The sequence below is a fragment of the Arthrobacter sp. efr-133-R2A-120 genome, from assembly GCF_030209835.1.
In the GTDB taxonomy this organism is placed as follows: Bacteria; Actinomycetota; Actinomycetes; order Actinomycetales; family Micrococcaceae; genus Arthrobacter.
Genome location: NZ_JARVRF010000032.1, coordinates 1 through 22,647, shown reverse-complemented (window position 1 = coordinate 22,647; position 22,647 = coordinate 1). Strand labels below are relative to the sequence as shown.

Sequence of the window (22,647 nt, the reverse complement as noted above, 5' to 3'; positions counted from 1 at the left end):
GAGTCTAGTAATCCCCTTAGCTGATGCAGAACTCGTTGCCTTCGGGGTCGGCCATGGTGTGCCATTCGTGCGGCCCTTGCTTGGCCGTCCACAGGTATTTCGCGCCCCGCGCTTCGAGGGCGGCGCGGACCTCGTCCTTGTCCTGTCCGTTCAGTCGCACGTCCCAGTGGACGCGGTTCTTGACGGTCTTGTCCTCCGGAACGGTCTGGAAGAGGAAACGCCTGCGGGTGTCCTTGTCCTGGTCCTCCGCCGGGCCAATGGCCGCTCCGTCCTTCCACACGAGCTTGCCGTTGTGGGTGGTGGTCTCTTCCTCCGCGGCGAAGCCTTGATCCACCATGGACCGGATGAATGCCTCGTCCTGGGGTTCCACGATCCACTCGAGCGTTTCGGCCCACCAATCGGCCAGGTCATGCGGATTCTTGCAGTCGATCACTACCTGAAAGTTCAGTGCCATGGACTGAACCTACGACGACGGCGCGTGGCCGCGGAAGTGCCTAGCGGACAGTTCCAGTCCGGGTTACCCAACTAGCTCGCATTAGTTGTCGTTTTGAGGGCTGAAAACGACAACAACTGCGAGCTAGTTGGGTGGGTTGGGCAGGTGGGTGGGTTGGGCAGGTGGGGGGTTGGGTCAGCCGCCCAGGAGTTGCGGCGGGATCGCGTAGATCAGCACGACGGCCAACAGGTTCTTGGCAGCGTGGACGAAGTAGGAGAACATCACGTTCTTTCCGGTCCAGACGTAGACGGCCACCAGGACAACTCCCATTCCGAGGTACGGCGCCAGGGCGGGAAGCACCAGGCCCTCACGTCCCACCACGTGGATGGCGGCGAAACAAACCACGGACAGAACGCAACATAGCCAGATATTGACGCGACGGGACAGCTTGCCGATGAGCAGGTGCCGGAACAGGTATTCCTCGACGAAAGGACCCACCACCACTAGCAAAGGCACCACGAACCAGGCCGGCAGTTGCAGGACCAAGGACTGGAGCCCCAGCTGGTTCTGCGACTCCTTGGCCGAGCCGGTGACTGTTACCAGGATGGCGGTGATCATCAGCATCGCCACGATGGACAGCGGAATCATGGCGAGCGTGAACCACGGACGTGTGGCCAGTATCAGGAGGTCCCGGGCTATGACGCGCCACGCAGCCGCAACTGCGAAGAGGCCGACCGAAGCGTAGAAGGCGAGGTTGATGGCGTAGACGGCGGTTGCGGGGTCGGGAAAGACCCGCTGCACGAAAGCCGTCACCGGGGCGGTGGCGAGGCTCAGAACAGCCGCCAATGACACATAGAGTCCGAAAGCCGCAGCGTCCAAGCCCGTGAAACGGTATAGCCTGCCGGCTGGCGGAATGGTGCCCATGTGTCCAGCGTAGCGCCCTGTTTGTTGCCCGCGTCACGCTCCGCCGAAATCACCGGGTACGATGGTTTTGCCGGATTTACCTTCGACGCTTCCGTGTTTTCGCTACTGATTCGACGTGCCAACAGGCCGAAAGCTCGAATTGCCTGTGCCGATGCGCGTGAAGCCAGGGCCGGTATCTCCTCAACCCACAAGGAACAGCTGTGCCTCAAAACACCACAACCGACCTTCAGCGTGAGCCGGGAACCCTGGCTGCGCCCAGTACCGCTACAACTTCCGAAAACCTCAGCGCCGAGGGCTACCAGAAGACCCTGAGCCGCCGCCACGTCACGATGATCGCGATGGGCGGCGCGATCGGTGTCGGCCTCTTCATGGGCGCCGGTGGACGCCTCGCCTCCACCGGGCCGGCCCTGATTTTCTCGTACGCCATCGCCGGCGTCATCGCCTACCTGCTGATGCGGGCCCTCGGTGAACTGATCATGTACCGCCAGACCTCCGGCTCCTTTGTCAGCTACGCCGGTGAAATGTTCGGCAAAAAGGGCGCTTTCCTCTCCGGTTGGATGTATTTCATCAACTGGGCCATGACGGGCATCGCCGAACTCATCGCCATCGGCCTGTATTTCCAGTTCTTCTTCCCGAATGTTCCCGTTGAACTGTCCGCCATCGCCGCACTGGTGCTGCTGGTGGCAGTGAACCTGTTCAGCGTCAAGGCCTTCGGTGAGTTCGAATTCTGGGCTTCCTGCCTCAAGGTTGCCGCGATCCTGATCTTCCTGGCCGTGGGCACCTTCATGGTGGTCACGAACGCGCAGGTCGGCACCGGCCACGCGTCCGTCGGGAATCTCTTCGCTGCCGACGGCGGTATGTTCCCCAAGGGCGGACTGGTGATGATCCTGGTCCTCAATGCTGTGATCTTCGCGTACAACGCCATCGAACTGGTCGGCATCACCGCCGGCGAGATGAAGAACCCGGAACGCGAAGTGCCCAAGGCGATCCGCGCCGTCGTAATCCGCATTGTGGTTTTCTACGTCGGTTCCGTCACCCTGCTGGCGATGCTCCTGCCCTCGGACCAGTACCACGCAGGCACCTCTCCGTTCGTCACGGTCTTCGGCCAGATGGGCTTGCCGTGGATGGGCGACGTCATGAACATGATCGTCATCACCGCCGCGCTGTCCTCATGCAACTCGGGCCTGTACTCGATCGGCCGCATCTTCCGCACCATGGCCAACAATGGACATGCCCCCAAGTGGCTCACCAAGATGTCCACCCGCCACGTGCCGTACGCGGCCATCCTGGCAATCGGCGCCGTGTACCTCGTGGGCATCCTGCTAAACATTTGGCTGGGTGGCTCGCACGCCTTCGACCTCGCGCTGAACACCGCTTCGATCGGGGTCATCTTCACGTGGGGAGCGATCTTCGCGAGCCAGATCGCGCTGCGCAAGAAGAAGGGCAACGTCTCCAGCCTCCCCATGCCGGGTTCGCCGTGGACCAGCTGGGTCGGCCTGGTTGCCCTGTTGGCCATCACCGTCCTGATCGGCATGGACACCATGACGGACAAGGCCACGGGCGAAGTGTTCCTCCTGGGCCTCTGGACCTTGGCCACCATCCCGTTCTTCGCCCTGGTGCTGTGGCTCGGCTGGCAGAAGGTCAAGAACAACGAACCCAAGAGCGAGCTGTTTAGCTAATCCCAGAATCCACTGCTCCCCACCGGCTCCCAGCCTTCGCAAGCTCAGGCCGGGGCCCTCGCCGGCGTGGGCCCCCGTAACTGCCGTTTTGAGTGCTCAGAACGGCAGTTACGGAGCAGTTGATGACCCCTTCAGGTGCTTCGCGAAGTGGTCCTCGATACGCTGCCAGGCTTCCGGGGCGGCGGCCGGATCGGGTTTGATGCCCATCACCCGCATCAATGGCCGCAGCGGCCGGGGCCCGACCGGAACGTCGTTCATGAAGGCGTGGCCCGCCGTCGGGAATTCCTTGACGTCGTGCTCGATCCCGAGTTTTGTCAGCGCGGCCTCCAGCTTCGCGGCCGCTCCCGGCATCGTCCGGTCCTTGCCCCCGTAGTTGGCCACCACCGGGCATGCACCTTCCAAAGCCTGCTCCAGGTGCCGAGGCAATTGGCCATAGTTGACCGATGCGGCGTCGAAGTCGTCATGGGCCGCGAGCAGGGCGAACGCCCCTCCCATGCAGAACCCGATGACCCCCACTTTTCCGGTGCACCGGGCATCGTTGCGGAGCCAGGACCGCGCCGTGGACACATCCGTGAATGCCCTGCCCGTGCCCGACCCCAGGGAGCGCATGGTCGCCACGAGGCAGCGCCTCGCGCCGCCGTCGCTGTAGAGGTCGACGGCGAGCGTCAAGTAACCGGCCGCGGCGAGCCGGTCCGCGTGGCCGCGCATCACATCGTCGAGCCCGAACGCTTCATGGATAAGTACGACGCCGGGAAACGGCCCCTCACCGTCGGGCTCGGCAAGGTACCCCTGCAGGGCCCGCGAACCCCCTGCCGCCGCACTGTCCGCGCTCAAGTCGATGTGCACCATGGTGCAATCCTGCCAGACCGCGCAAGTGTCTTTGTCGGCGGTCGCAGTTAGGCTCGATGCATGGACCACAGCACCACTCTCAGCCAGCACGTCAACGCCTCCCGGGAGAAAGTGTGGGCCGTCATCTCCGATATTCCGGGCTCGGCCAAGACGCTCTCCGGCGTCAAAGCCATTCAGATGCTTAGCGAGGGACCATATGGTGAGGGCACGCGGTGGAAGGAAACCCGCGCCATGATGGGCAGGGAGGAAACCGTCGAAATGTACGTTTCCCAGTGCGATCCTCCGTGCGGGACCACGGTCAAGGCCCGGCAGGGCGGTGCGGACTACACCACCCGCTTCACCCTGGAAGAGCGCGACGGCGGGACCGAACTGGCGTTGTTCTTCGGCGCCGAGGTCCTCAAGCCGACTTTCTTCAGCAAGGTCATGATGGTCGCCTTCGGAAAGCTCGGGATGAGCATTACGCGCAAGGCGCTCGCAAAGGATCTCGCGGAGATCGCGGCGAAAGCGGAGGCGCTCTGATGGCGGCGGTCGCCAAGGTGACGGCGCCCCGGATTTCCCCGATCAGGCTTGACGAGCTCCGCGACGATCCATCCCCGGATTTCCGGCGCGGCGAACGGTACGACGGCGTCCGCCTCACCCGCGCCGTGGCCGACGGAACCGAGCTGAGCGGGGCGGATTTCATCGAGTGTGAATTCAACGGAGTCTCCTTCAACGAAGCCCAGCTGCGCGGCGCTACGTTCCGGGACTGCATCCTGAATGAGCCCTACGCGCCGGTGTTTACCGCTGCACGCACCTCGTGGCGTGAAGTGGAGATCAGCAACCCGCGCTGGGGTTCGGCGGAAATGTACGAGGGAGCCTGGCATTCGGTAAAGATCGACGGCGGCAAGCTGGACTTCCTGAACCTGCGTGGATCCAAACTCACGGACGTGGTGATCACGGGCTGCATCATCAACGAGCTCGATCTCGGGGCCTGCACCGCGACGCGCATGGTGCTCAAGGATTGCACCATCGGGACGCTGGATGTCTCAGGGGCCAAGCTCAAGGACGTGGACCTGCGTGGCTCGGACTTCCGGATGATCAACGGACTTGGTGGACTGTCCGGCGTGGTCATCGATGATTACCAGCTCAGCCTGTTGGCACCCCTTTTGGCCGGACACCTGGGTATCCGGGTGATCTGAGCGGAGCAGTGGCACGCGATGCGGGGAGTTGGCTACGTGACGGTTGATCGCGCGACAGTTGACCGTGGCGCGGCGCCGTGTAATCTTTATAGAACGAACGGTCGGTAAATTATTCGCCGACCCCGCTCCCTTCGCGAAGGATGTTCTCATGGTCGAGGCTTTTCTTGTTGGCGGTGCCCGCACCCCTGTCGGCCGGTATGGCGGTGCGCTTTCCGCGGTCCGGCCTGATGACCTGGCAGCCCTCGTGGTCCGCGAAGCCGTGGCTCGTGCCGGCGTCGACCCTGACTCCATTGATGAAGTCATCCTGGGCAACGCCAATGGCGCCGGTGAGGAAAACCGCAACGTCGCCCGCATGGCAACCCTTCTCGCGGGACTGCCCCTCCACATCCCCGGCATCACGGTCAATCGCCTTTGCGCCTCCGGAATGAGCGCCATCATCATGGCCAGCCACATGATCAAGGCCGGTGCGGCGGACATCGTGGTGGCGGGCGGCGTCGAGTCCATGAGCCGGGCCCCCTGGGTTCAGGAGAAGCCCTCCACTGCCTTCGCCAAGCCTGGCCAGATTTTCGACACATCCATCGGCTGGCGCTTCGCCAACCCCCTGTTCACCAAGGGGGAGCTGTCCCGCGGCGGCAAGATGACCTATTCCATGCCGGAAACGGCCGAGGAAGTCGCCCGGGTGGACGGCATCTCCCGCGAGGATGCCGATGCCTTCGCCGTCCGCTCCCACGAACGCGCCCTTGCTGCCATCGCCGGGGGCCGCTTCAAGGAAGAGATCGTTCCAGTCACTGTGAAAACCCGCAAGGGCGAAACCGTGGTGGACACCGACGAAGGCCCACGCGAGGGAACCACCATGGAGGTACTCGCCGGGCTCCGCCCGGTGGTTGCCGGCGGCTCCGTTGTCACGGCGGGCAACTCCTCCTCGCTCAACGACGGCGCGTCCGCCATCATCGTTGCGTCCGAGGCTGCCATCGAAAAGTTCGGCCTCACCCCGCGGGCGCGCATCGTCGACGGCGGCTCGGCCGGCTGCGAACCGGAAATCATGGGCATAGGCCCCGTTCCGGCTTCCCAGAAGATCCTGGCCCGTTCCGGACTCACGGTCGGTGACCTTGGCGCCGTCGAACTCAATGAAGCCTTCTCGACGCAATCGCTCGCGAGCATGCGGCGTCTGGGCCTCGATCCGGACATCGTGAACCTCGACGGCGGCGCGATCTCCCTGGGGCATCCGCTCGGTTCCAGCGGCTCGCGTATCGCTATCACCTTGCTGGGCCGCATGGAACGCGAGCTGGGCGGCGCCGACCGGAAGATCGGCCTCGCGACCATGTGTATCGGCGTCGGGCAGGGCGCCGCCATCCTCCTGGAAGGCATGTAATGGCGTTGAACCCCGAGGAATTCCGAACGTTGCTCATCGAGGAACGCGCGGACCGCGTCACCGTCCTCCTGAACCGGCCCGAGGTCCGCAATGCGATCGACCAGCAGATGGTGGACGAACTCCACAAGGTGTGCGATTACCTTGAGCGCGAGCCGAAAATCCTGATTATTGCCGGCGTCGAAGGCGTCTTTGCGTCAGGTGCGGATATCGGCCAGTTGAGGGAACGCCGCCGCGACGACGCCCTGCGGGGTATCAACTCCACCATCTTCGTGCGGATCGCGAAGCTGCCCATGCCCGTCATCGCGGCCCTGGATGGCTATTGCCTAGGCGGCGGGGCCGAACTCGCCTACGCCGCGGACTTCCGCATCGGCACGCCCAGCCTGCGGATCGGCAACCCGGAAACCGGCCTGGGCATCATGGCCGCAGCCGGGGCCACGTGGCGCCTCAAGGAACTCGTGGGGGAGCCGATCGCCAAGGAAATCCTCTTGGCGGGCGCCGTCCTCCGTGCCGAGGAAGCCCTTCGCATCAACCTGATCACCCAGATCCATGAAGCGCCCGTGCTCATGGAAGCTGCCCACAACCTTGCCGACCGGATCGGCCGGCAGGATCCCCTGGCCGTTCGCATCACCAAGTCCGTGTTCCACGCCCCGGTCGAGGCGCACCCCGTGATCGACACCCTTGCGCAGGGCATGCTTTTCGAATCGCAAGCCAAGTTCGACCGCATGCAGGCGTTCCTGGACAAGAAGAGCGCAAAGCAATCCAGCGACAACCCAGACAGGACCTGAAAATGACAGCAACGCCCGCCATCCCGCATGTCGTCGGTGTCCTCGGCGGTGGCCGCATGGGTGCGGGTATCGCCCATGCTTTCCTGATCAAGGGCGCCACCGTGATCGTCGTCGAGCGCGACCACGACTCCGCCGCCGGTGCGCAAGGCCGCGTTGCCGAGGCCGTGGCCAAGTCCGCTGCCCGCGGCACCCTGACTGAAACCGCCGAACAGGCCTTGTCCCGGTTCAGCACCTCCACCGACTATGACTCTTTCGTCCATTGCGGGCTCGTGGTCGAAGCCGTGCCCGAAGATTACGAGCTCAAGGTTGCTGCCCTCAAAGCGGTGGAGGAGCACCTCTCCGCCGACGCCTTCCTGGCCTCCAACACCTCGTCGCTCTCCGTCACAGGCCTCGCCTCTCAGCTCCGGAGGCCTGCCAACTTCGTGGGCCTGCATTTCTTCAACCCGGTCCCGGCTTCCACGCTCATCGAGGTGGTTCTGGCCAAGGAGACGTCGCCGGAACTCGCCGCCACGGCGAAAAGCTGGACCGAGGCACTCGGCAAGACCGCCGTCGTCGTCAATGACGCGCCCGGCTTTGCCTCCTCGCGGCTGGGCGTGGCGATCGCACTCGAGGCGATGCGCATGGTTGAAGAAGGCGTGGCCTCCGCGGAGGACATCGACGCCGCCATGGTGCTCGGCTACAAGCACCCCACGGGACCGCTTCGCACCACCGACATCGTGGGCCTGGATGTGCGCCTGGGCATCGCCGAGTACCTGCATTCGACGCTGGGGGAGCGATTCGCCCCGCCGCAGATCCTGCGCGACAAGGTTGCCCGCGGCGAGCTGGGCCGCAAGACCGGCAAGGGTTTCTTCGACTGGACTGACTAGCTTTTTCGGGCCACCCAACTAGTCCCCACCGCCCCCTCGCGTCGCAAGCTCGGCCAGGGAACCCTGGCGGCGTGGGCCCACGCAGTTGTTGTCGTTTTGAGGCTCGATAACGACAACAACTGCGAGCTACTTGGGCGTCGAACTGCTACTTGGGGGTCCAGCCTCGGTCGAGGAGCACGGCACGGACTTTCGCGACGGCGGACCGTGCGTCGTTCTCCATGTGCCGTTTGGAGATCCTCACCAAGTGCCAGCCGGCACGGGCGAAATCCTCTTCGCGGGCGATGTCCCGGACTATCTGGGCCGGCTCGGAATGCGGCTCGCCGTCGTATTCGACCGCCACACGGTGTTCCGGGTAGGCCAGGTCCGGTTGACGTACGACGCCGGCGCCTAGCTCAGCGGCCACGTTCAGTTGCGGTTCGGGCAGTCCGGCGTTTTCGAGGGCCAGCCGGAGCCGGGTTTCGGGTGCCGAGTCCGAGCCGATCCGTGCCTGTTCGAGGGCCAGGCGTGCCTTCCGGATGCCAGGCGTGCCTTTGTGCCGGTCCAGCATGTCGGCCAGTTGTTCCAATGTTGCGTACGGCTCTGCCCTGCCCTCAAACTCCGGCCGAGGGATCCGCACCAAATAGTCGGCCACGACCGTCAGTTCATCCACACTCATCTTCCGGGACACATCAAGCCACGTCCGGGTGCGGGTGGTGATCAAGAGACCGTCAAGACTGGTGATTTCGTCGTCGAAGAACTGCCCCACATGCCCAACCACCCCGGTTCGTCGAGGAATGGCCATGGTGTCCGGACGCGAAATGTGGATGCGCGGATCATCGCTGCCTGGCAGGAACCCCGGGAACGACCAAAGGGTGAAGGCTGTGGCGTGCGAGGCAGCCGAGAACTCGGTCACCGCAGTGAAAGGCCGGACGAAACGGACGTCCCTGGGCTGCCCCTGGACCAATGCGCGATCCGGAATCCTGATGCCGCGGCTTGGCGAGGGGAGCGATCGGTGCCGCAACCGCCGGAGGCTCACGCCGGCGTCGACCGCTTCTTGAAAGGTGAACGGGGCGCACGCCAGCAGCGCCGGCAAGGGTTGCGGGGTCCTCATCGCCTTATCGTTGCAAATCCTGGAACGCCTTTTTGAGTTATCCACAGGCAATTGCCCCGACACCCCAACTGACTCGCAGTTGTTGTCGTTTACAGCCCCCAAAACGACAACAAATGCGAGCTAGTTGGGTCGGTAAGGCTGCCTAGGTGTCTCGCCCATTGTTGGCGCGGCAACAACGGCGGTTGCAAATAAGGGAAAATGCACGAACAACCGTCAACTGAAGATGCATGTCAGTACCCTGTACAGCTCCTGCGTCTAGTCGTCTAGCTCAAAAATGTCTTCGACGCTGACCTCGAAGAACTTGCCCAGGCGCAGACCCAAGGGAAGGCTCGGATTGAACCTCCCCTTTTCGATCGCGATCACCGATTGCCGTGAGATGCCGACGGCCTGGGCAAGTTCTTCCTGCGAAAGATTCTTTGAGGACCGAAGTTCGGCTACCCGGTTCTTCATCGAGCGAGCTTCTTCAAGATGACTGCGTGCCGGACGAAATACATCACGATCAGCGTCGCCAAAAGGACAAGCGTCATAAATGCCGGGTGCGCATAGTTGCCAAAAATTAGATAGGACGCCCCAAGGGCGGTGATGAGAACGAGGGCGTCGTAGAAGGCAGCCGAAGAGGCTTTGAGTGCCACTTCACTCTCGATCCCCTCCGCGGAATCCGAACGGACCATCCTCGCGTCCTGTTTCTTGATGACCATCACTGCGGGGCCTGTGAGTACTACAACGCAAACCATCAATACCCGGGGGACTCCATTCCATGGTCCGTCCTGAACGGCAGCGCTCCATGCGGCCAGTACGGCGATGAGCGCAAGAGCAACGCCAACAATGGCAAGGTATTTCAGGGCCAAAGGGGAACTCTCCATGGAATGTAAAGTACACTTTACATTCCGCTTTTGCAAGGGAACTGCGGTGCGTCTGCGAGGCCTGGCCCCTGGCCCGATCAGCGACTGGAAACCGCTTGGGCCTGCCTCCGGTTAGGCTAACCACGTGACTCTCATTGCACCCGTGACCCTGGATGGCCGCTTCGTAACCCTGGAGCCCCTTAGCGCCGAGCACCACGACGGCCTGGTAGATGCCGCCAAAGACGGCGAGCTGTGGAATCTTTGGTACACCTCGGTACCGACGCCGGAGGGCATGGCCGCGGAGATCGACCGCCGGCTCGGGCTGCAGGAGCAAGGATCCATGCTGCCGTTCGCTACCCGGTTGAAGGCGAACGGCAAGCTCATTGGCATGACCACATACATGAACATCGACGCCGCCACCCCGCGCGTCGAGATAGGTTCCACGTGGAACGCAGCCTCGGCGCACGGCAGCGGCAGTAACCCGGATTCCAAGCTGCTGCTGCTTCGCCACGCTTTCGAGACCCTCGGCTGCCCCGCCGTCGAATTCCGCACGCATTGGCTCAACCACCAGTCCCGCGAGGCCATCGCTCGGTTGGGTGCCAAGCAGGACGGCGTCCTCCGTAACCACTCGCGGACTTTGGACGGGGTGCTCCGCGACACCGTGGTGTTTTCCATCCTCGAACACGAGTGGCCGGCTGTCCGCACAGGCCTTGAGTTCAGGCTCGCGAAGCGGTCCTGAGCGCGCTCCGGCCGCGCCTGGGGGCGGTTACTTCTTGAGTGCGCTATTGACCGCCGTACGGTAGCCCTGGGAGTAGCCGGCGTCGTTGGGATGGAAGTTTTCCAACGCGAGCTGAGGCGGATCCAGGGGTGATGGCTGGGTGTAGTGGATCCACGGATTGTTGGAACCGATGCCGTGCCCGATGAACCGCTCCGTCACGCTTACGTAGCCCACATCCGCGGCGGAAGCGGCGCCGGCGATTGTCGCATTCAATTGGTCAGCCATTCCGTTCAGAGTGGTGGCCAGCTCTTTCTGCGCGGGAGGCATCTTGGGGCCGATAGTGAACAAGCGCGGGTAGCCGGTCAGCACGATCTCGGCGTGGGGTGCCTTCTGCCGGATGGACTGGACCATGGCCACGATGTTGCCAGGTAGCGCGGGCAGCGCATTCGCCACGCCCTGCACGGCCGAAGCGCACGCGAGGGCATCGGCGCTGGTGCAGGCCACCGCCACGGCTCCCGTGCCGACGTCGTTGCCGCCAACAGTGACCGAGACTTCAGTAGCGGACCCCAGGACGATCGCAACAGGGTCGGCTGGCGACAGATTGTCCAGACCTGCCTTGACGGCAAGCGACGTGGCGCCGAAGCAGCCCAGGTTCAGCCCGTTCAAGAGGGCCGCGTAGCTGTCCAGGCTCTGATGGCAGCCCGGCAATGAGCCCGGAGCCGGACTGCTGCCGCCCGTCCCGGCGGCATAGGAATCGCCCAGTGCTACATAGACATCGGTCGGGTTCGCCTGTGCCGGTCCAGTTCCGAGCCCTGCCAGGAGTACGACGGCGGCGACGGCGCCCGCCAGGCGGCCAAACCGGCGTCGCGAATTCGCTGGTTGCATGATTGATATCCCCTCGTCTCGATCTGCGGTGCCGCTTGGCGGCGCGGGCTACCCCAGCCCGGCAGTCTTGCGGCCAGACTACGCGAGCTGCGCGCGCACGACTACGAAAACCAAACTAGCTGACAGTTGTTGTCGTTCTGAGCCTTCAAAACGACAACAACTGTCAGTCAGTTGGGTTGGTGGGCGGGAGGGGCCAGGGCGCTGCGGACCGAGGTCCAGGACTTGAGGACCTCCAGCACGTCCGGGTCGCGTTCGGTCAGGACGGCCTGTGCGTAGGATTCCTCAAGCAGCGTATCAACGGAAACGCGGGTGCCGGTAGAAGCGCTGAGGATGGCCGCTTCCACCATGGCCAGGCTCATGATGTTCTGGTGGACCTGCCCCATGGGAGTATTCCCGGTACGCAGGGCCACCACGAAGTCACGCAATGAACCGGCGATCTCCTGGCCCGGATCCTCCGAACCGGCTCCGGACGGAAGAGGCAGCGAGGACTCAGGATCGTTGTCGCCGTCCCACAGGACAGTCCCGTGTTCGCCGCTGATCCGCCACGCGGCGTTCCAGGAGGTCTCCTGGCCCGGGCTGCACCAGCTTCCGGTGAACACGAAGCGCTCCCCGCCGGTCATTTCGAAGATGGCGGTGGCCCCCGCATCGCCGCGGTACCAGCTCCAGGACGGGTTGTACTCCTCGCAGAACACCGAGACAGGATCCGCGTCGAGCAGGAATCGGGCCATGTCGAACTGATGGATGGCCATGTCCAGGAGCAGTGGGTGGTCCATCGCATCCCGGAAACCCCCGAAATGCGGGCCCTTGAAGAACTCGGCGGAGACAATGCCCACGCTGCCTAAAGAAGCGGCGAGGCGTTTGGCCTCGAAAAGCTGCCTGTTGTACCGGCGCGACTGGCTGACCATGAACAGTTGGCCGCTCAGCTCCGACGCCGCCGCAAGCGAGAGCCCCTGGGCTACCGTCGAGGCCACGGGCTTTTCGCCCAGCACCGGGAGCCCCGCCGCCAGCGCCTCGGTGGTCACCGGATGGTGCGCCACCGGAACGGTGACGTTGATGACTGCTTGGGCGCCGACGTCGGACGCCAGCTGTGCGGTCCCGGAGCCCACCGGCAGATCGCGACGCCCGATCGCCGCCGCTCCGGCGCGGGCGGCGTCCAGGTCCAGGTCGACGATGCCCGCGAGCTCCACGAGCGGCGACTCCTGGACCGTCCGGAGCCACGCGCGGCCCATCCCCCCGGCGCCGACGACGACGACGCGAAGGGGAGTGCCGTCGTCGGGAAGGGTGGCGAAACGGGTACTCATGCGTTGGCTCCCTGGTAGCTCTTGCCGTTGAAGAAATCGTTGGTCTCATAGCGCAGCAGTTCGGGGTAGGCGCGCTCCGGCCGATCGGTGACTGCCCATTCGACGGCGTTGGAGATGACCCTGCGGACGTCCTTGTGGTGGTAGACCGGGTAGTCCTGGTCGCCAGGGCTGAAGAAGAAGATCTTGCCGTGGCCGCGGCGGAAGGTGCAGCCCGAGCGGAAGACTTCGCCGCCGCTGAAGGAACTGATGAACACGAGTTCCTCGGGAGTGGGGATGTCGAAGAATTCGCCGTACATTTCCTGCTGATCGATCACAATGGGGTGCGGCACGCCCTTCGCGATGGGGTGGGTGGGGTCCACGGTCCAGACCAGTTCGCGGTCCTGCTCACTGCGCCAGCGCAACGTGCACGAGGTGCCCATGAGCTTGGTGAAGATCTTGGACCAGTGCCCGGAGTGCAGGACGATCAGGCCCATCCCGGACAGGACGTGGCGGTGCACGCGCTCGACAATCTCGTCGTCGACATCACCGTGGGACATGTGCCCCCACCACGTGAGGACGTCCGTGTTGGCGAGGACTTCCTCGGTGAGGCCGTGCTCCGGCTCGTCGAGGGTGGCGGTGCGGACGCTGGCCTTGTCGCCGAGGTTCTCCTCGATGCCGGACTTCACGGCCCCGTGCATGCCCTCCGGGTAGACGCGGGCCACCAGTTCGTCGCGCTTTTCGTGCCGGTTTTCGCTCCACACGGTGACGCGGATTGATTCAGTCATGGCTTCTCCTTTGTTGATGTTGAAGGGCGGTCTACTTGACCGCGCCGCCAGTGGTTCCCGCCGCGATGTACTTCTGCGCCGCGACCAGCAGGATGATGGCAGGGATGGAGGCGAGGACCGCCGTCGCCATGACCGAGCTCCAGTCGTTCACATAGGCGCCGATGTACTGGAAAATTCCCAGGGTCACGGGGCGCACGGCCTCGGTGGTGGTCAGGGTCAGGGCGAACAGGAAGTCGCTCCAGGTGAACAGGAAAGTGAACAGCCCCGCGGTGATGAGCGAGTTCCTGCTCAGTGGCACCACGATGGACCAAAACGCCCTCACATGCCCGGCGCCATCCACGCGCGCCGCCTCGATGACCGACGTCGGCATGCCGTTCATGAAGGCCCGGATGATGAGGATCGCGAAAGGTATGCCGTGCGCGGAGTCGGCCAGGATCAGGCCCGGGATCGAATTGAGCAGGCCAAGATCGTTGTAGGCCGTGTACAGCGCGTTGGCCACGACGATTCCCGGAATCATCTGGCTGATCAGGATCGCGAAGAGGACCACGCCGGCGCCTTTGACCTTGAAATAGGCCAAGGCATAGGCCGCCGGCGCGGCGATGGCCAGGCTGAGTACAACGCTGCCCAGCGAGATCACCAGGCTGGTGGCCAGGTTCCCGCCCTGTTCGCTGATGGCCGTGGCGTAGCCGGTGAAGTCCGGCTTGAGCGGCAGCCATGAAGTTTCCAGCGTGGTGCCGTTGGGCTGCAACGAAGCGTTGATCATCCAGTAGACCGGGAACAGCATGATGGCCAGGAAAAAGATGGCCAGGACGGTGTAGCCCCACTTTTTGTGCTCGGGTCCGGAACCGGAGCGCTCCGGTCCCGCGCCTTTTCGGGCATTCCCTTTCCGGGCGCCTCCTTTCGGGGCGCCTCCTTTCCGGGCGCTCGCCGGCGCCGAGCGGCGGATGGTGATTTTCGTCGTCGTCATGGTTTCCTCACTCATCGACGGACCGCCGGCTGGCCCGCAAGTACAGGACAGCGAAGACGAGGGAAATGACCACCAGGACGTTTCCCAGCGCGGCGCCCTCGCCGAATTTGAACTCGTGGAAGGACAGATCGTAGGACTGCGTGGCGATGGTCTGGGTCGAATTCGCCGGGCCACCGTTGGTCAGGCCCAGGATGATGTCCAGCACCTTCAGGGTGTAGACGACGCCGAGCACCAGGACCACGCTCACCACCGGACGCAGCATCGGCCAGGTGATGTGCCGGAACGCCTTCCAGCCGGTGGCGCCATCTAGGGAACCGGCTTCATAGAGCTCATCCGGGATTTCTTGGAGGCCGCCGTAGAGGATGGTCAGGTTGAACGGGATGCCGATCCAGATGTTCACGCCAACTACCGCGATCAGCGCCAGCGAGGTGCTGGTGAGCCATGGAACGCCCGTGTTCACGATGTGCAATTCGCCGAGGAAGCGGTTCAACGCTCCGCTGTCCTTGTCCAGGATCCATCTCCACACCGCGCTGGACACGATGAGCGGAAGCAACCAGGGGAGCAGGAGCAACGAACGCAGGATTCCGTTGAGCGGGAACTTGCGCTGGAAGAAGATCGCCAGCGCCAGCCCGATCACGAACTGCCCCAGGATGGATCCCAGCGTGAACAGCGCGGTGTTCACCAAAGACGTTGAAAACAACGACGACGACAGCACCTTCGCGTAGTTCGCCAACCCCACCCAGGGGGCCTCGCCCGTGAAGAACGTGGCCGTGGTGTAGTCCTGGAAGCTCATCACGATGTTCTTGACCACGGGGTAGCCGAAGAACAGCGCCATGTAGATCACGGCAGGAACCAGGAACAGCCATTGGAAGAGACGCTCGCGGCGTTTGCGGCTGCGCCGGCGGGGGGACGGGCTTTCCTCCCGGGCACGGACGCTGTCTGACCCGGGTTTGGCCCGCTGGTTGGCGCGCGACCTGGCCTGCTGGTTGGCTTGCGACGAATCTGTTGTGAGGGACATGTCCAGCCGCTTACTGTCCTTGGGCTTGCTTGAGGGCGTCGGCCGGGGAGGCCTTGCCCGTCAGTGCGGTCTGGATAGCGGTGTAGATTTTGGTCGCTTGTGCCGGCCATCCTTCTCCGAGTTCGCCGGTGCGGGCACGGGCGGTCTTGATGAGATCGGTGAAGGTGGAGAGCTTGGGGTTGTCGGCGGCGAACTTCGCGGCCAGCGAAGTCTTGGAGGGGATGGTGTTGCGAACCTTGGCCAAGGCCAGCTGGTTTTCGTCGCTGTTCATGCAGGCCACCACTTCCGCGGCCTTGGCCTGGCGGGCTTTGTTGCCTGTCTGCGGAACGGTCCACACTTCGCCGCCAAGCGGGGCGACGGCTGTCTGGCTGGCGTCACGGACCGGAATCTTTACGACGCCGTAGTGCAGCGCGGCGTTCTTATCGAGCGCCGGAATCTGCCAGGGGCCGTTGACCATCATGGCTGCCTTGCCTGCCATGAACTGGTCCTTGACGTCTGCTTGTGTCCAGTTCAGGGCTGAAGAGGACACGGACCCGTCCTTGACGAGGTCCGTCCAGAGCTGGAGGGCCTGGGCGGTCTCGGGGGTGTCGATGTTCTTCTCGTCGCCACCGTTGGACCACATGACAGGGAGGAACTGCCACGTGCCCTCATAGGTGGGGTTGGCGTTGAAAGCCAGGCCATACTGCTCGCCCGACGTGAGCTTGGTGGCCGCAGTCTTCAGCTCATCCCAGGTGGTGGGCGGGGTGACTCCGGCCTTGGCCAGAATGTCCTTGTTGTAGAAGAGCGCGATCGTGTTCACGGTGGGGGCGAGCCCGTACACCTTGTCCTTGTAGGTGCCGGCGCTCAGGACGCCGGGCGCGAAATCGGTGGTGCTGATGTTGAAATCGGACAGCGGAGCGAGCGCTCCGGTGGCGGCAATCTGTTGCAGATCCGGGTTGTCGAGCATGAGTACATCCGGCAGCGTCTTCGAAGAGGACTGCTGGAGCACCTTGGAGACCAACGACTTGCCCGGCACGGTCTCGCGCTTGATCGTCACGCCGGCCTTGATGCCGCAAGCCGTCAGGGCGTCGCCGATGAAGGACTTGTCCGGCTCATTGTTGTAGTAATCCATCACGGAGATTTCCTTCACGGCATCCGTGGAGGAGGCGGAGGAAGTGGTACCGCAGCCCGTGATGGCGAGCGGGAGTCCGACCAAGGCTGCCACGGCCAGGGCGAGCGGGCGGCGTGTCCTGATAGCTGACTTCATTGTCTGTTCCTTTGTTGGTGGGAAAGGGAATGGTGCGTTTGTTGAGGGGAAGCGAATCGAATTATCGATGCGTATCGACGATGGTGAAACGAAAGGGGGGTCGTGAAACGAAGGAGCAGGCCCGGTGGATCAGGGGTGGCGATTCACTGTGGGCGGAGCGTGCTGGAACGGTGCGTGATGACCGTGGGCACCAACTCCAGGGATTCGTGTGGTCCCTGGGAGTCGGATTCGAGGAGCTGGCACATGATTTTGACGGCCCGGCGAGATACTTCCGCCGGGCGCAGATCGATGGTGGAAAGCGGAATGGGTTGGAGCTCGGCAAGCGTGGGGGAGGCGCTGCCGATTACTGAAACGTCCAGTCCCAGGGTCAGGCCACGACCGCTCAAGTCGCGGCGCAGAATGTCCTGGATGGTGCGATCCGGCACGATGAAGGCAGGGTTGCCGGTGGTGCTGGCGAGGGCCTTGTCCACCGATTCGGAAATGGTGGCGCGGTCCGTCCCGCCGGGAAGATGGAGCACGGTTACGCCTAGGGCTTTGGCCGCGACATCCGTGCCGTGCAAGAACCGGTCGACGTAGTTCACATGCCGGTCCATCACGGCGGGCTGCCAATCAATGACGGAAATTACAGAGTGGCCTGCGGCCGCAAGATCCCGGACGCAGTGCTCCCCGGCCATTTCGAAGTCGGCGTCGATGCAGACCAGCCCGGACGGATCGCGGGGGATACCGATGAGCACCACGGGGACGTGCAGGCTGCGGGCCACAGGGAGGCGCTCGTCCTCGTCCTCAACCTGCATGAGGATCAGGCCGTCGCAGATTTGCTGCCCGACGACGCGGCGCAGTCCGGCGGCCCCTTCGTCGTCGGTGACGAGGAGAATGTCGTGGTCGAATTGCCGGGCGGTGCTGGCAATGACCGAGACGAATTCCATGATCGATCCCATTTCCAGCTCCGGGATGAACGGAATAACTAGGCCGATGACCCGGGTTTTGCGGCTTGCCAAGGCCCTGGCGCCTGCATTGGGCTGGTATGTCAACTGCTCTATGGCGGCCTCGACCTTTTTCCGGGTCTTCTCGGAAATGGGCCGCTTGCCGCTGAGCACATACGAAACGGTGCTTTGGGCTACGCCGGCAGCCTGGGCGACATCCTTGCTAGTGGGCACGATCCAGGCCTCCTTGCCGGGTCCAGTGGTCTTGATCTGATGTGTGGTTCTGTGTGTCGTCGATACGTATCGTCGATACGCATCGTCGATGCGTATCGAAGAAAAGTATGACATGGGTCACGTAAAGCACGCAAGACCCAACTCCCGTCTTTCTTCCCAACCCTCGCTCACATATCTGGGCCTTCTCGGAATCCCTCGCTCACATATGGCGCCGTGTGGTTAGCTGTCCGGTATGGATGGGATCTCAACCGCCGCCAAGCAGCGGGGCGTCCATTGGGACGGTGCGGTGAACGCCTGGCACATCGCCGGGGGCGTGTATCGGATGGGTCGGCGGGAATGGCTCACCGACGCCGGCTGGCGGCAAATGTACGACGCCGGCATCCGCACCGTGATCGACTTGCGGACCCTTCGCGAGCAGCAGCCGAGGGAGGTCGATCCCGAGGTTTCCGCGGAGGCGACTTCACGCTTCGACATCGTCCATTGCCCCACTGAGGACCCGGATGACAAAGAGTTCACCGCGCGCTTTGGGCCGTACCTGAAGGACCCTGCACACTACGCCGACTATGTGCGGCTCTTCCCGGACAAGCTCGCCGCGGTTTTCAAAGCCATCGCCGCGGCACCCGGCGGGGTGGTGGTGCACTGCGCGGCCGGGCGCGACCGTAGTGGGATCATCGCCGTGATGCTGCAGAACCTGGCAGGAGCCAACGACGAGGAAATCGTTCGGGGTTACCAGCAGGGAATGCGAGGAATCAATGAGCGCCATCGCCACCATCGCGCCCCGCACGCCCACGATCCCTTTCTCGAGGAAGACGCACTGGAGGCCATGCTGGCCGAACGCAGCGTGAGCCTCTTGGAATTCGCGCACTCCCTGGACACGCTTGCCTTCCTGGGAGCGAACGGGGTCTCCGAGGCCGAAATCGCAGCCATCCGCGCGAAGCTCAACGCTCCGGCGCGGTAGAAGGTACGGCAGAAACAGGGACGACCACGCGCCGTCGTGACCTTCTTTGAACTCGGAAAGCGCTTACGACACGGCGAGTCGTAACTTTCGGGCGCTAGGACACGTCAAAGAAGGTCAGGAAGGGCGCAGCTCCAAGCGCCATCTAGTGTGCAGATCGGGGCTCTCATGTATTCTGTCTATATTACCGAACGGCCGGTCAGTAATTTGCGGCCGTTCAGTCCATATCGTGCCCGTGCCTTGGAAGGACCCGTCGACGATGACCAGTACCGCAGTCGCTCCGGAAGCCACAACCGTTGAAACCGTGCCCAGTTTCGTCCAGGGCGAGTGGTGGACCCCCAGCGCCGACGCCTCCGCGGGCGTGCCTGTCCGTGACGCCAGCACAGGCGAGATCCTCGCAACGGTCAACACCGACGGACTGGACCTTGCCGGCGTCGTGAACTACGGCCGCACGGTGGGCCAGCGCGAGCTCGGCAAGCTCACCTTCCACCAGCGCGCCCTCAAGCTCAAGGAACTGGCCCAGTACCTCAACGGCCGCCGCGAGGAGTTCTACACTTCCTCCTTCAAGACCGGCGCCACCAAGATCGACTCGATGGTGGACATCGACGGCGGCATCGGCGTGCTCTTCACCTTCGGTTCCAAGGGCCGCCGCGAATTGCCGAACTCGCAGGTTGTGGTGGACGGTCCCATGGAAGTCCTGTCCAGGGACGGTTCCTTCGCCGGCGAACATATCTACACCCGCATCCCGGGCATCGCGGCTCAGATCAACGCCTTCAACTTCCCCGTGTGGGGCATGCTCGAGAAGTTCGCGCCTGCATTCATCGCCGGTGTCCCCACCATCGTCAAGCCGGCCACCCCCACCGGTTACGTTGCCGCCGTCGTGGTCAAGGCAATCGTTGAGTCGGGCATTCTGCCGGAAGGCTCGCTGCAGCTCATCTCGGGATCCGCCCGCACCCTGCTGGACCACCTCGACTACCGCGACATTCTCGCCTTCACCGGCTCCGCCTCCACCGCCAACTCGCTGAAGTCCCACGTCAACGTGGTCCAGGGCGGCGTCCGCTTCACCTCCGAAACCGACTCGCTCAACGCCGCCATCCTCGGACCCGACGCCGTGCCCGGCACCCCTGAGTTCGACGCTTTCATTAAGTCGGTCGTCACCGAAATGACCGTCAAGGCCGGCCAGAAGTGCACCTCGATCCGCCGCACTATCGTGCCCCAGGCCCTGGTGTCCGACGTCGTCTCCGCCATCGGCGCGCGCGTGGACGAGCGGGTCGTGGTCGGCGACCCCCGCGCTGAGGGCGTCACGATGGGCGCCCTTGCGTCCCTCGAGCAGCTCGCCGACGTTCGCGCCGCGGTGCAGTCAATGCTCGACGCCGGTGGCGAGCTTGCGTACGGGACGCTCGATTCGCCGTCGGTCACCTCGCTCGACGGCACCGTTGGTGTCGTGGAGGGCGGCGCGTTCATGTCGCCGGTCGTCCTGAGCTGGGCTGACGTGGACTCTGAAGCTGTCCACTCACTCGAAGCGTTCGGTCCGGTGTCGTCCGTGATCGGGTATGCGGACCTTGACGACGCCGTCCGCCTTGCCGCCCGCGGTGGCGGCTCCCTGGTGGCCTCCGTCTGCACCAACGATCCTGCAGTTGCCCGCGAATTGGTGACCGGAATCGCGGCGCACCACGGCCGTGTCCTGATGCTCAACCGCGAGGACGCCCGCTCGTCAACCGGGCATGGTTCGCCCGTCCCGCACCTGGTTCACGGTGGGCCGGGCCGGGCCGGTGGTGGCGAGGAACTCGGTGGTATCCGTTCCGTCATGCACCACATGCAGCGTACCGCCATCCAGGGCTCGCCGAACATGCTCACTGCTGTGACCGGCGTTTGGCACACCGGCGCGGACCGCAACTTCACGGTGGAGACGGAAGGAACGCACCCGTTCCGGAAGTCGCTTGCTACCCTGCGGATCGGCGACGCCGTTCGCTCCGAACTGCGACAGGTCACCCTGGACGACATCACGGCCTTCGCCAACTCCACCGGCGACACCTTTTACGCCCACACCAACCAGGAAGCAGCCGAAGCCAACCCCTTCTTCCCGGGAATCGTGGCGCACGGGTACCTCCTGCTCAGCTGGGCCGCGGGGTTGTTCGTGGAGCCCGCCCCGGGCCCCGTCCTGGCCAACTACGGCCTGGAGAACCTGCGCTTCATCACTCCCGTGGCCGCGGGGGATTCGATCCGCGTCACGCTTACGGCCAAGAAGATCACCCCGCGCGAGACCGACGAATACGGCGAAGTAGCCTGGGACGCCGTGCTGACGAACCAGAACGACGAAATCGTAGCCACCTACGACGTCCTGACCCTCGTGGAAAAATAGCCTCCCCTACCGACGCTCGCTCACTTGTGTGGGTGTTTGGCCGGACGCTCGCTCACTTGTGTGGGTGTTTGGCCGGACGCTCGCTCACGCGGAACGCTCCCCATAACCGGGGAGCGTTCCGGACCGATGGTCGTTTTATTGCCCGGGGGCGCGGTATGTCGGGGTCTTCTTGGCAGCTTCGTCGAGATCCTCAACCGTCATGAGCGGCTTCAAATGCAGGCGCACAGCGCCTGTCGCATTGATCATGAGTGAGAGGGCGGCGGCGCTAGCCGCGTCCGGGATCTCGAAGACTCCGACGACGTCGGTCTCCCCGAAAGCGTAGTAGAAACTCTCGAGCGATCCGTCTACGGATTTGAGTGCATCGACCACAGCATCGCGGCGCTTGGTGCCACCCTCGCGCAACAGCCCCTTGATTCCGTCGCCTACGTAGTTTGCTTCGAATAGATATTTGGTCATTGTCTTCCCGTCCCGTGATGTCCAGGACTCGGGCCTCCTAAGGTGCTCCCATCACCCGTTGAGGGAAGGTCCCGGAGTTGTTCCCCTGCGAGGGGGCTGTGCACATAGTAGGCCGAGGCTGTCGCCCTGACAACGGTCTAGGCGGACGCTCGGCCAGAAGGTCTTTCCGATCCCGTCCGGCGTAAGATTTTTTGCGTAGGAGGTGGCGAAATGAACCTAGCACTCAGGACAGCCACAACCGTCTTGCCCGTCGATGACATAGCCCGAGCCCGCAGCTTTTACGCAGAGAAACTCGGCCTTCCTCATCGCGGCATGACGTGGGATGGGAATGATTTGTTTGGCATCGAAGGCGGCCCCATGCTGCAGTTGATGCCCATCAAGGACGGCATGCACTCATCGCACACCGCCCTTTCCTTTGAAGTCAGTGACATCGAGCGGACAGTCGACGAAATGGAGGCGAGCGGCGTCGAATTCCGGGACTATGACCTCCCCGATCTCAAGACCGAACACCACATTTGTACTACTGACGCCGATCGTTGCGCCTGGTTCATGGACACGGAAAACAACGTCCTCTGCGTCCATGAAAGCTTGGGTATCCAAGCCGAATACCAGCTCTGATTGGCTAAAAAGCACTCACAGCACCACGCAGAACGCTCGCTCACTTTTTATTGAGCGAGCGTTCTGTCATCTGGCCATATATGTGAGCGGGCGTTGGGGGAGGGTGCCGTGTAGGTGAGCGGGCGTCGGGGGAGGGTGCCGTGTAGGTGAGCGGGCGTCGGGGGAGGGTGCCGTGTAGGTGA

24 protein-coding genes are annotated in these 22,647 nt (G+C 63.6%); 10 read left to right on the top strand and 14 right to left on the bottom strand.

Annotated features, from left to right (window positions below; genetic code table 11):
• Window positions 1-16: 16 nt before the first annotated feature.
• Together QRN52_RS15445 and QRN52_RS15440 are read right to left on the bottom strand one after the other, a co-directional pair.
• Window positions 17-454: a VOC family protein gene (locus QRN52_RS15445; protein ID WP_284753798.1), complete on the bottom strand. Its 438-nt coding sequence runs from the start codon at window positions 452-454 to the stop codon at window positions 17-19.
• Window positions 455-628: 174 nt separating this feature from the next.
• Window positions 629-1,357, bottom strand: coding sequence for a CPBP family intramembrane glutamic endopeptidase (locus QRN52_RS15440; protein ID WP_284753796.1), 729 nt, complete (start codon window positions 1,355-1,357; stop codon window positions 629-631).
• Between the two features lie 200 nt (window positions 1,358-1,557).
• On the opposite strand from QRN52_RS15440, the gene QRN52_RS15435 reads away from it, so the two are divergent.
• On the top strand, window positions 1,558-3,036 hold the full coding sequence (locus QRN52_RS15435) for an amino acid permease (protein ID WP_284753794.1): 1,479 nt from the start codon (window positions 1,558-1,560) through the stop codon (window positions 3,034-3,036).
• A gap of 108 nt (window positions 3,037-3,144) precedes the next feature.
• Here QRN52_RS15435 and QRN52_RS15430 read toward each other — a convergent pair whose 3' ends face one another.
• Window positions 3,145-3,885 (bottom strand): dienelactone hydrolase family protein, encoded by a 741-nt coding sequence (locus QRN52_RS15430; RefSeq protein ID WP_284753793.1) that lies wholly within the window; start codon window positions 3,883-3,885, stop codon window positions 3,145-3,147.
• A 60-nt stretch (window positions 3,886-3,945) separates the two neighbouring features.
• Between QRN52_RS15430 and QRN52_RS15425 the strand changes: the two genes are divergently transcribed.
• The 5 genes from QRN52_RS15425 to QRN52_RS15405 all read left to right on the top strand — a co-directional run bounded on the left by QRN52_RS15425 (window position 3,946) and on the right by QRN52_RS15405 (window position 8,086).
• Window positions 3,946-4,404, top strand: a complete 459-nt coding sequence (locus tag QRN52_RS15425) for an SRPBCC family protein (protein WP_284753791.1) — start codon at window positions 3,946-3,948, stop codon at window positions 4,402-4,404.
• Window positions 4,404-5,063, top strand: coding sequence for a pentapeptide repeat-containing protein (locus QRN52_RS15420; protein ID WP_284753789.1), 660 nt, complete (start codon window positions 4,404-4,406; stop codon window positions 5,061-5,063). Before QRN52_RS15425 ends, QRN52_RS15420 begins: the two co-directional genes overlap by 1 nt.
• 148 nt (window positions 5,064-5,211) lie before the next feature.
• Window positions 5,212-6,435 carry a thiolase family protein gene (locus tag QRN52_RS15415; protein ID WP_284753787.1) on the top strand — a complete coding sequence of 408 codons (1,224 nt, stop codon included), beginning with the start codon at window positions 5,212-5,214 and terminating at the stop codon, window positions 6,433-6,435.
• Entirely contained in the window at window positions 6,435-7,220 is a 786-nt protein-coding gene (locus QRN52_RS15410; protein ID WP_284753786.1) for an enoyl-CoA hydratase/isomerase family protein, read from the top strand. Before QRN52_RS15415 ends, QRN52_RS15410 begins: the two co-directional genes overlap by 1 nt.
• A gap of 2 nt (window positions 7,221-7,222) precedes the next feature.
• A complete protein-coding gene (locus QRN52_RS15405; protein ID WP_284753784.1) occupies window positions 7,223-8,086 on the top strand; it encodes a 3-hydroxyacyl-CoA dehydrogenase family protein in 864 nt (287 codons plus the stop codon).
• A gap of 145 nt (window positions 8,087-8,231) precedes the next feature.
• Here the strand turns inward: QRN52_RS15405 and QRN52_RS15400 are convergent, their stop codons facing one another.
• The 3 genes from QRN52_RS15400 to QRN52_RS15390 form a co-directional block, all read right to left on the bottom strand.
• Window positions 8,232-9,176 carry an endonuclease domain-containing protein gene (locus QRN52_RS15400; protein ID WP_284753783.1) on the bottom strand — a complete coding sequence of 315 codons (945 nt, stop codon included), beginning with the start codon at window positions 9,174-9,176 and terminating at the stop codon, window positions 8,232-8,234.
• Window positions 9,177-9,431: 255 nt separating this feature from the next.
• Window positions 9,432-9,626 carry a helix-turn-helix transcriptional regulator gene (locus QRN52_RS15395; RefSeq protein ID WP_234758296.1) on the bottom strand — a complete coding sequence of 65 codons (195 nt, stop codon included), beginning with the start codon at window positions 9,624-9,626 and terminating at the stop codon, window positions 9,432-9,434.
• Window positions 9,623-10,039, bottom strand: coding sequence for a hypothetical protein (locus QRN52_RS15390; RefSeq protein ID WP_284753781.1), 417 nt, complete (start codon window positions 10,037-10,039; stop codon window positions 9,623-9,625). The genes QRN52_RS15395 and QRN52_RS15390 overlap by 4 nt, the downstream gene beginning before the upstream one ends.
• Before the next feature lie 124 nt (window positions 10,040-10,163).
• On the opposite strand from QRN52_RS15390, the gene QRN52_RS15385 reads away from it, so the two are divergent.
• Window positions 10,164-10,757 (top strand): GNAT family N-acetyltransferase, encoded by a 594-nt coding sequence (locus QRN52_RS15385; RefSeq protein ID WP_284753780.1) that lies wholly within the window; start codon window positions 10,164-10,166, stop codon window positions 10,755-10,757.
• A gap of 27 nt (window positions 10,758-10,784) precedes the next feature.
• Here the strand turns inward: QRN52_RS15385 and QRN52_RS15380 are convergent, their stop codons facing one another.
• From QRN52_RS15380 to QRN52_RS15350, 7 genes are all read right to left on the bottom strand, one after another.
• Window positions 10,785-11,621, bottom strand: coding sequence for an SGNH/GDSL hydrolase family protein (locus QRN52_RS15380; protein ID WP_284753779.1), 837 nt, complete (start codon window positions 11,619-11,621; stop codon window positions 10,785-10,787).
• Window positions 11,622-11,788: 167 nt separating this feature from the next.
• A complete protein-coding gene (locus QRN52_RS15375) occupies window positions 11,789-12,922 on the bottom strand; it encodes a Gfo/Idh/MocA family protein (RefSeq protein WP_284753778.1) in 1,134 nt (377 codons plus the stop codon).
• Window positions 12,919-13,686, bottom strand: coding sequence for a ThuA domain-containing protein (locus QRN52_RS15370; RefSeq protein WP_284753777.1), 768 nt, complete (start codon window positions 13,684-13,686; stop codon window positions 12,919-12,921). The genes QRN52_RS15375 and QRN52_RS15370 overlap by 4 nt, the downstream gene beginning before the upstream one ends.
• A 31-nt stretch (window positions 13,687-13,717) precedes the next feature.
• Window positions 13,718-14,470 (bottom strand): carbohydrate ABC transporter permease, encoded by a 753-nt coding sequence (locus QRN52_RS15365; protein WP_284754176.1) that lies wholly within the window; start codon window positions 14,468-14,470, stop codon window positions 13,718-13,720.
• Window positions 14,471-14,660: 190 nt separating this feature from the next.
• The gene (locus tag QRN52_RS15360; RefSeq protein WP_284753776.1) at window positions 14,661-15,671 is read right to left on the bottom strand and encodes a carbohydrate ABC transporter permease; all 1,011 of its coding nucleotides are present in this window, start codon (window positions 15,669-15,671) and stop codon (window positions 14,661-14,663) included.
• A gap of 10 nt (window positions 15,672-15,681) precedes the next feature.
• On the bottom strand, window positions 15,682-16,917 hold the full coding sequence (locus QRN52_RS15355) for a sugar ABC transporter substrate-binding protein (protein ID WP_284753774.1): 1,236 nt from the start codon (window positions 16,915-16,917) through the stop codon (window positions 15,682-15,684).
• Between the two features lie 143 nt (window positions 16,918-17,060).
• A complete protein-coding gene (locus QRN52_RS15350; RefSeq protein WP_284753772.1) occupies window positions 17,061-18,074 on the bottom strand; it encodes a LacI family DNA-binding transcriptional regulator in 1,014 nt (337 codons plus the stop codon).
• A gap of 232 nt (window positions 18,075-18,306) precedes the next feature.
• Between QRN52_RS15350 and QRN52_RS15345 the strand changes: the two genes are divergently transcribed.
• The gene (locus QRN52_RS15345) at window positions 18,307-19,032 is read left to right on the top strand and encodes a tyrosine-protein phosphatase (protein ID WP_284753771.1); all 726 of its coding nucleotides are present in this window, start codon (window positions 18,307-18,309) and stop codon (window positions 19,030-19,032) included.
• 256 nt (window positions 19,033-19,288) lie between these two features.
• Complete coding sequence (gene paaZ / locus QRN52_RS15340; RefSeq protein ID WP_284753770.1) at window positions 19,289-21,391, top strand: phenylacetic acid degradation bifunctional protein PaaZ; 2,103 nt, start codon at window positions 19,289-19,291, stop codon at window positions 21,389-21,391.
• Between the two features lie 135 nt (window positions 21,392-21,526).
• Here the strand turns inward: paaZ and QRN52_RS15335 are convergent, their stop codons facing one another.
• Window positions 21,527-21,847, bottom strand: coding sequence for a GYD domain-containing protein (locus QRN52_RS15335; RefSeq protein ID WP_284753769.1), 321 nt, complete (start codon window positions 21,845-21,847; stop codon window positions 21,527-21,529).
• A 210-nt stretch (window positions 21,848-22,057) separates the two neighbouring features.
• Here QRN52_RS15335 and QRN52_RS15330 point away from each other — a divergent pair, with 210 nt between their 5' ends.
• Window positions 22,058-22,465, top strand: a complete 408-nt coding sequence (locus tag QRN52_RS15330) for a VOC family protein (protein ID WP_284753768.1) — start codon at window positions 22,058-22,060, stop codon at window positions 22,463-22,465.
• The last annotated feature ends 182 nt before the right edge of the window (window positions 22,466-22,647 follow it).

Bases quoted from the DNA above. Each gene is read 5' to 3' on its own strand.
- QRN52_RS15445 (WP_284753798.1), bottom strand. From the start codon at position 454: ATGGCACTGAACTTTCAGGTAGTGATCGACTGCAAGAATCCGCATGAC.
- QRN52_RS15440 (WP_284753796.1), bottom strand. From the start codon at position 1,357: ATGGGCACCATTCCGCCAGCCGGCAGGCTATACCGTTTCACGGGCTTG.
- QRN52_RS15430 (WP_284753793.1), bottom strand. From the start codon at position 3,885: ATGGTGCACATCGACTTGAGCGCGGACAGTGCGGCGGCAGGGGGTTCG.
- QRN52_RS15425 (WP_284753791.1), top strand. From the start codon at position 3,946: ATGGACCACAGCACCACTCTCAGCCAGCACGTCAACGCCTCCCGGGAG.
- QRN52_RS15420 (WP_284753789.1), top strand. From the start codon at position 4,404: ATGGCGGCGGTCGCCAAGGTGACGGCGCCCCGGATTTCCCCGATCAGG.
- QRN52_RS15415 (WP_284753787.1), top strand. From the start codon at position 5,212: ATGGTCGAGGCTTTTCTTGTTGGCGGTGCCCGCACCCCTGTCGGCCGG.
- QRN52_RS15410 (WP_284753786.1), top strand. From the start codon at position 6,435: ATGGCGTTGAACCCCGAGGAATTCCGAACGTTGCTCATCGAGGAACGC.
- QRN52_RS15405 (WP_284753784.1), top strand. From the start codon at position 7,223: ATGACAGCAACGCCCGCCATCCCGCATGTCGTCGGTGTCCTCGGCGGT.
- QRN52_RS15400 (WP_284753783.1), bottom strand. From the start codon at position 9,176: ATGAGGACCCCGCAACCCTTGCCGGCGCTGCTGGCGTGCGCCCCGTTC.
- QRN52_RS15395 (WP_234758296.1), bottom strand. From the start codon at position 9,626: ATGAAGAACCGGGTAGCCGAACTTCGGTCCTCAAAGAATCTTTCGCAG.
- QRN52_RS15390 (WP_284753781.1), bottom strand. From the start codon at position 10,039: ATGGAGAGTTCCCCTTTGGCCCTGAAATACCTTGCCATTGTTGGCGTT.
- QRN52_RS15380 (WP_284753779.1), bottom strand. From the start codon at position 11,621: ATGCAACCAGCGAATTCGCGACGCCGGTTTGGCCGCCTGGCGGGCGCC.
- QRN52_RS15375 (WP_284753778.1), bottom strand. From the start codon at position 12,922: ATGAGTACCCGTTTCGCCACCCTTCCCGACGACGGCACTCCCCTTCGC.
- QRN52_RS15370 (WP_284753777.1), bottom strand. From the start codon at position 13,686: ATGACTGAATCAATCCGCGTCACCGTGTGGAGCGAAAACCGGCACGAA.
- QRN52_RS15365 (WP_284754176.1), bottom strand. From the start codon at position 14,470: ATGCTGTTCCCGGTCTACTGGATGATCAACGCTTCGTTGCAGCCCAAC.
- QRN52_RS15360 (WP_284753776.1), bottom strand. From the start codon at position 15,671: ATGTCCCTCACAACAGATTCGTCGCAAGCCAACCAGCAGGCCAGGTCG.
- QRN52_RS15355 (WP_284753774.1), bottom strand. From the start codon at position 16,917: ATGAAGTCAGCTATCAGGACACGCCGCCCGCTCGCCCTGGCCGTGGCA.
- QRN52_RS15345 (WP_284753771.1), top strand. From the start codon at position 18,307: ATGGATGGGATCTCAACCGCCGCCAAGCAGCGGGGCGTCCATTGGGAC.
- paaZ (WP_284753770.1), top strand. From the start codon at position 19,289: ATGACCAGTACCGCAGTCGCTCCGGAAGCCACAACCGTTGAAACCGTG.
- QRN52_RS15335 (WP_284753769.1), bottom strand. From the start codon at position 21,847: ATGACCAAATATCTATTCGAAGCAAACTACGTAGGCGACGGAATCAAG.
- QRN52_RS15330 (WP_284753768.1), top strand. From the start codon at position 22,058: ATGAACCTAGCACTCAGGACAGCCACAACCGTCTTGCCCGTCGATGAC.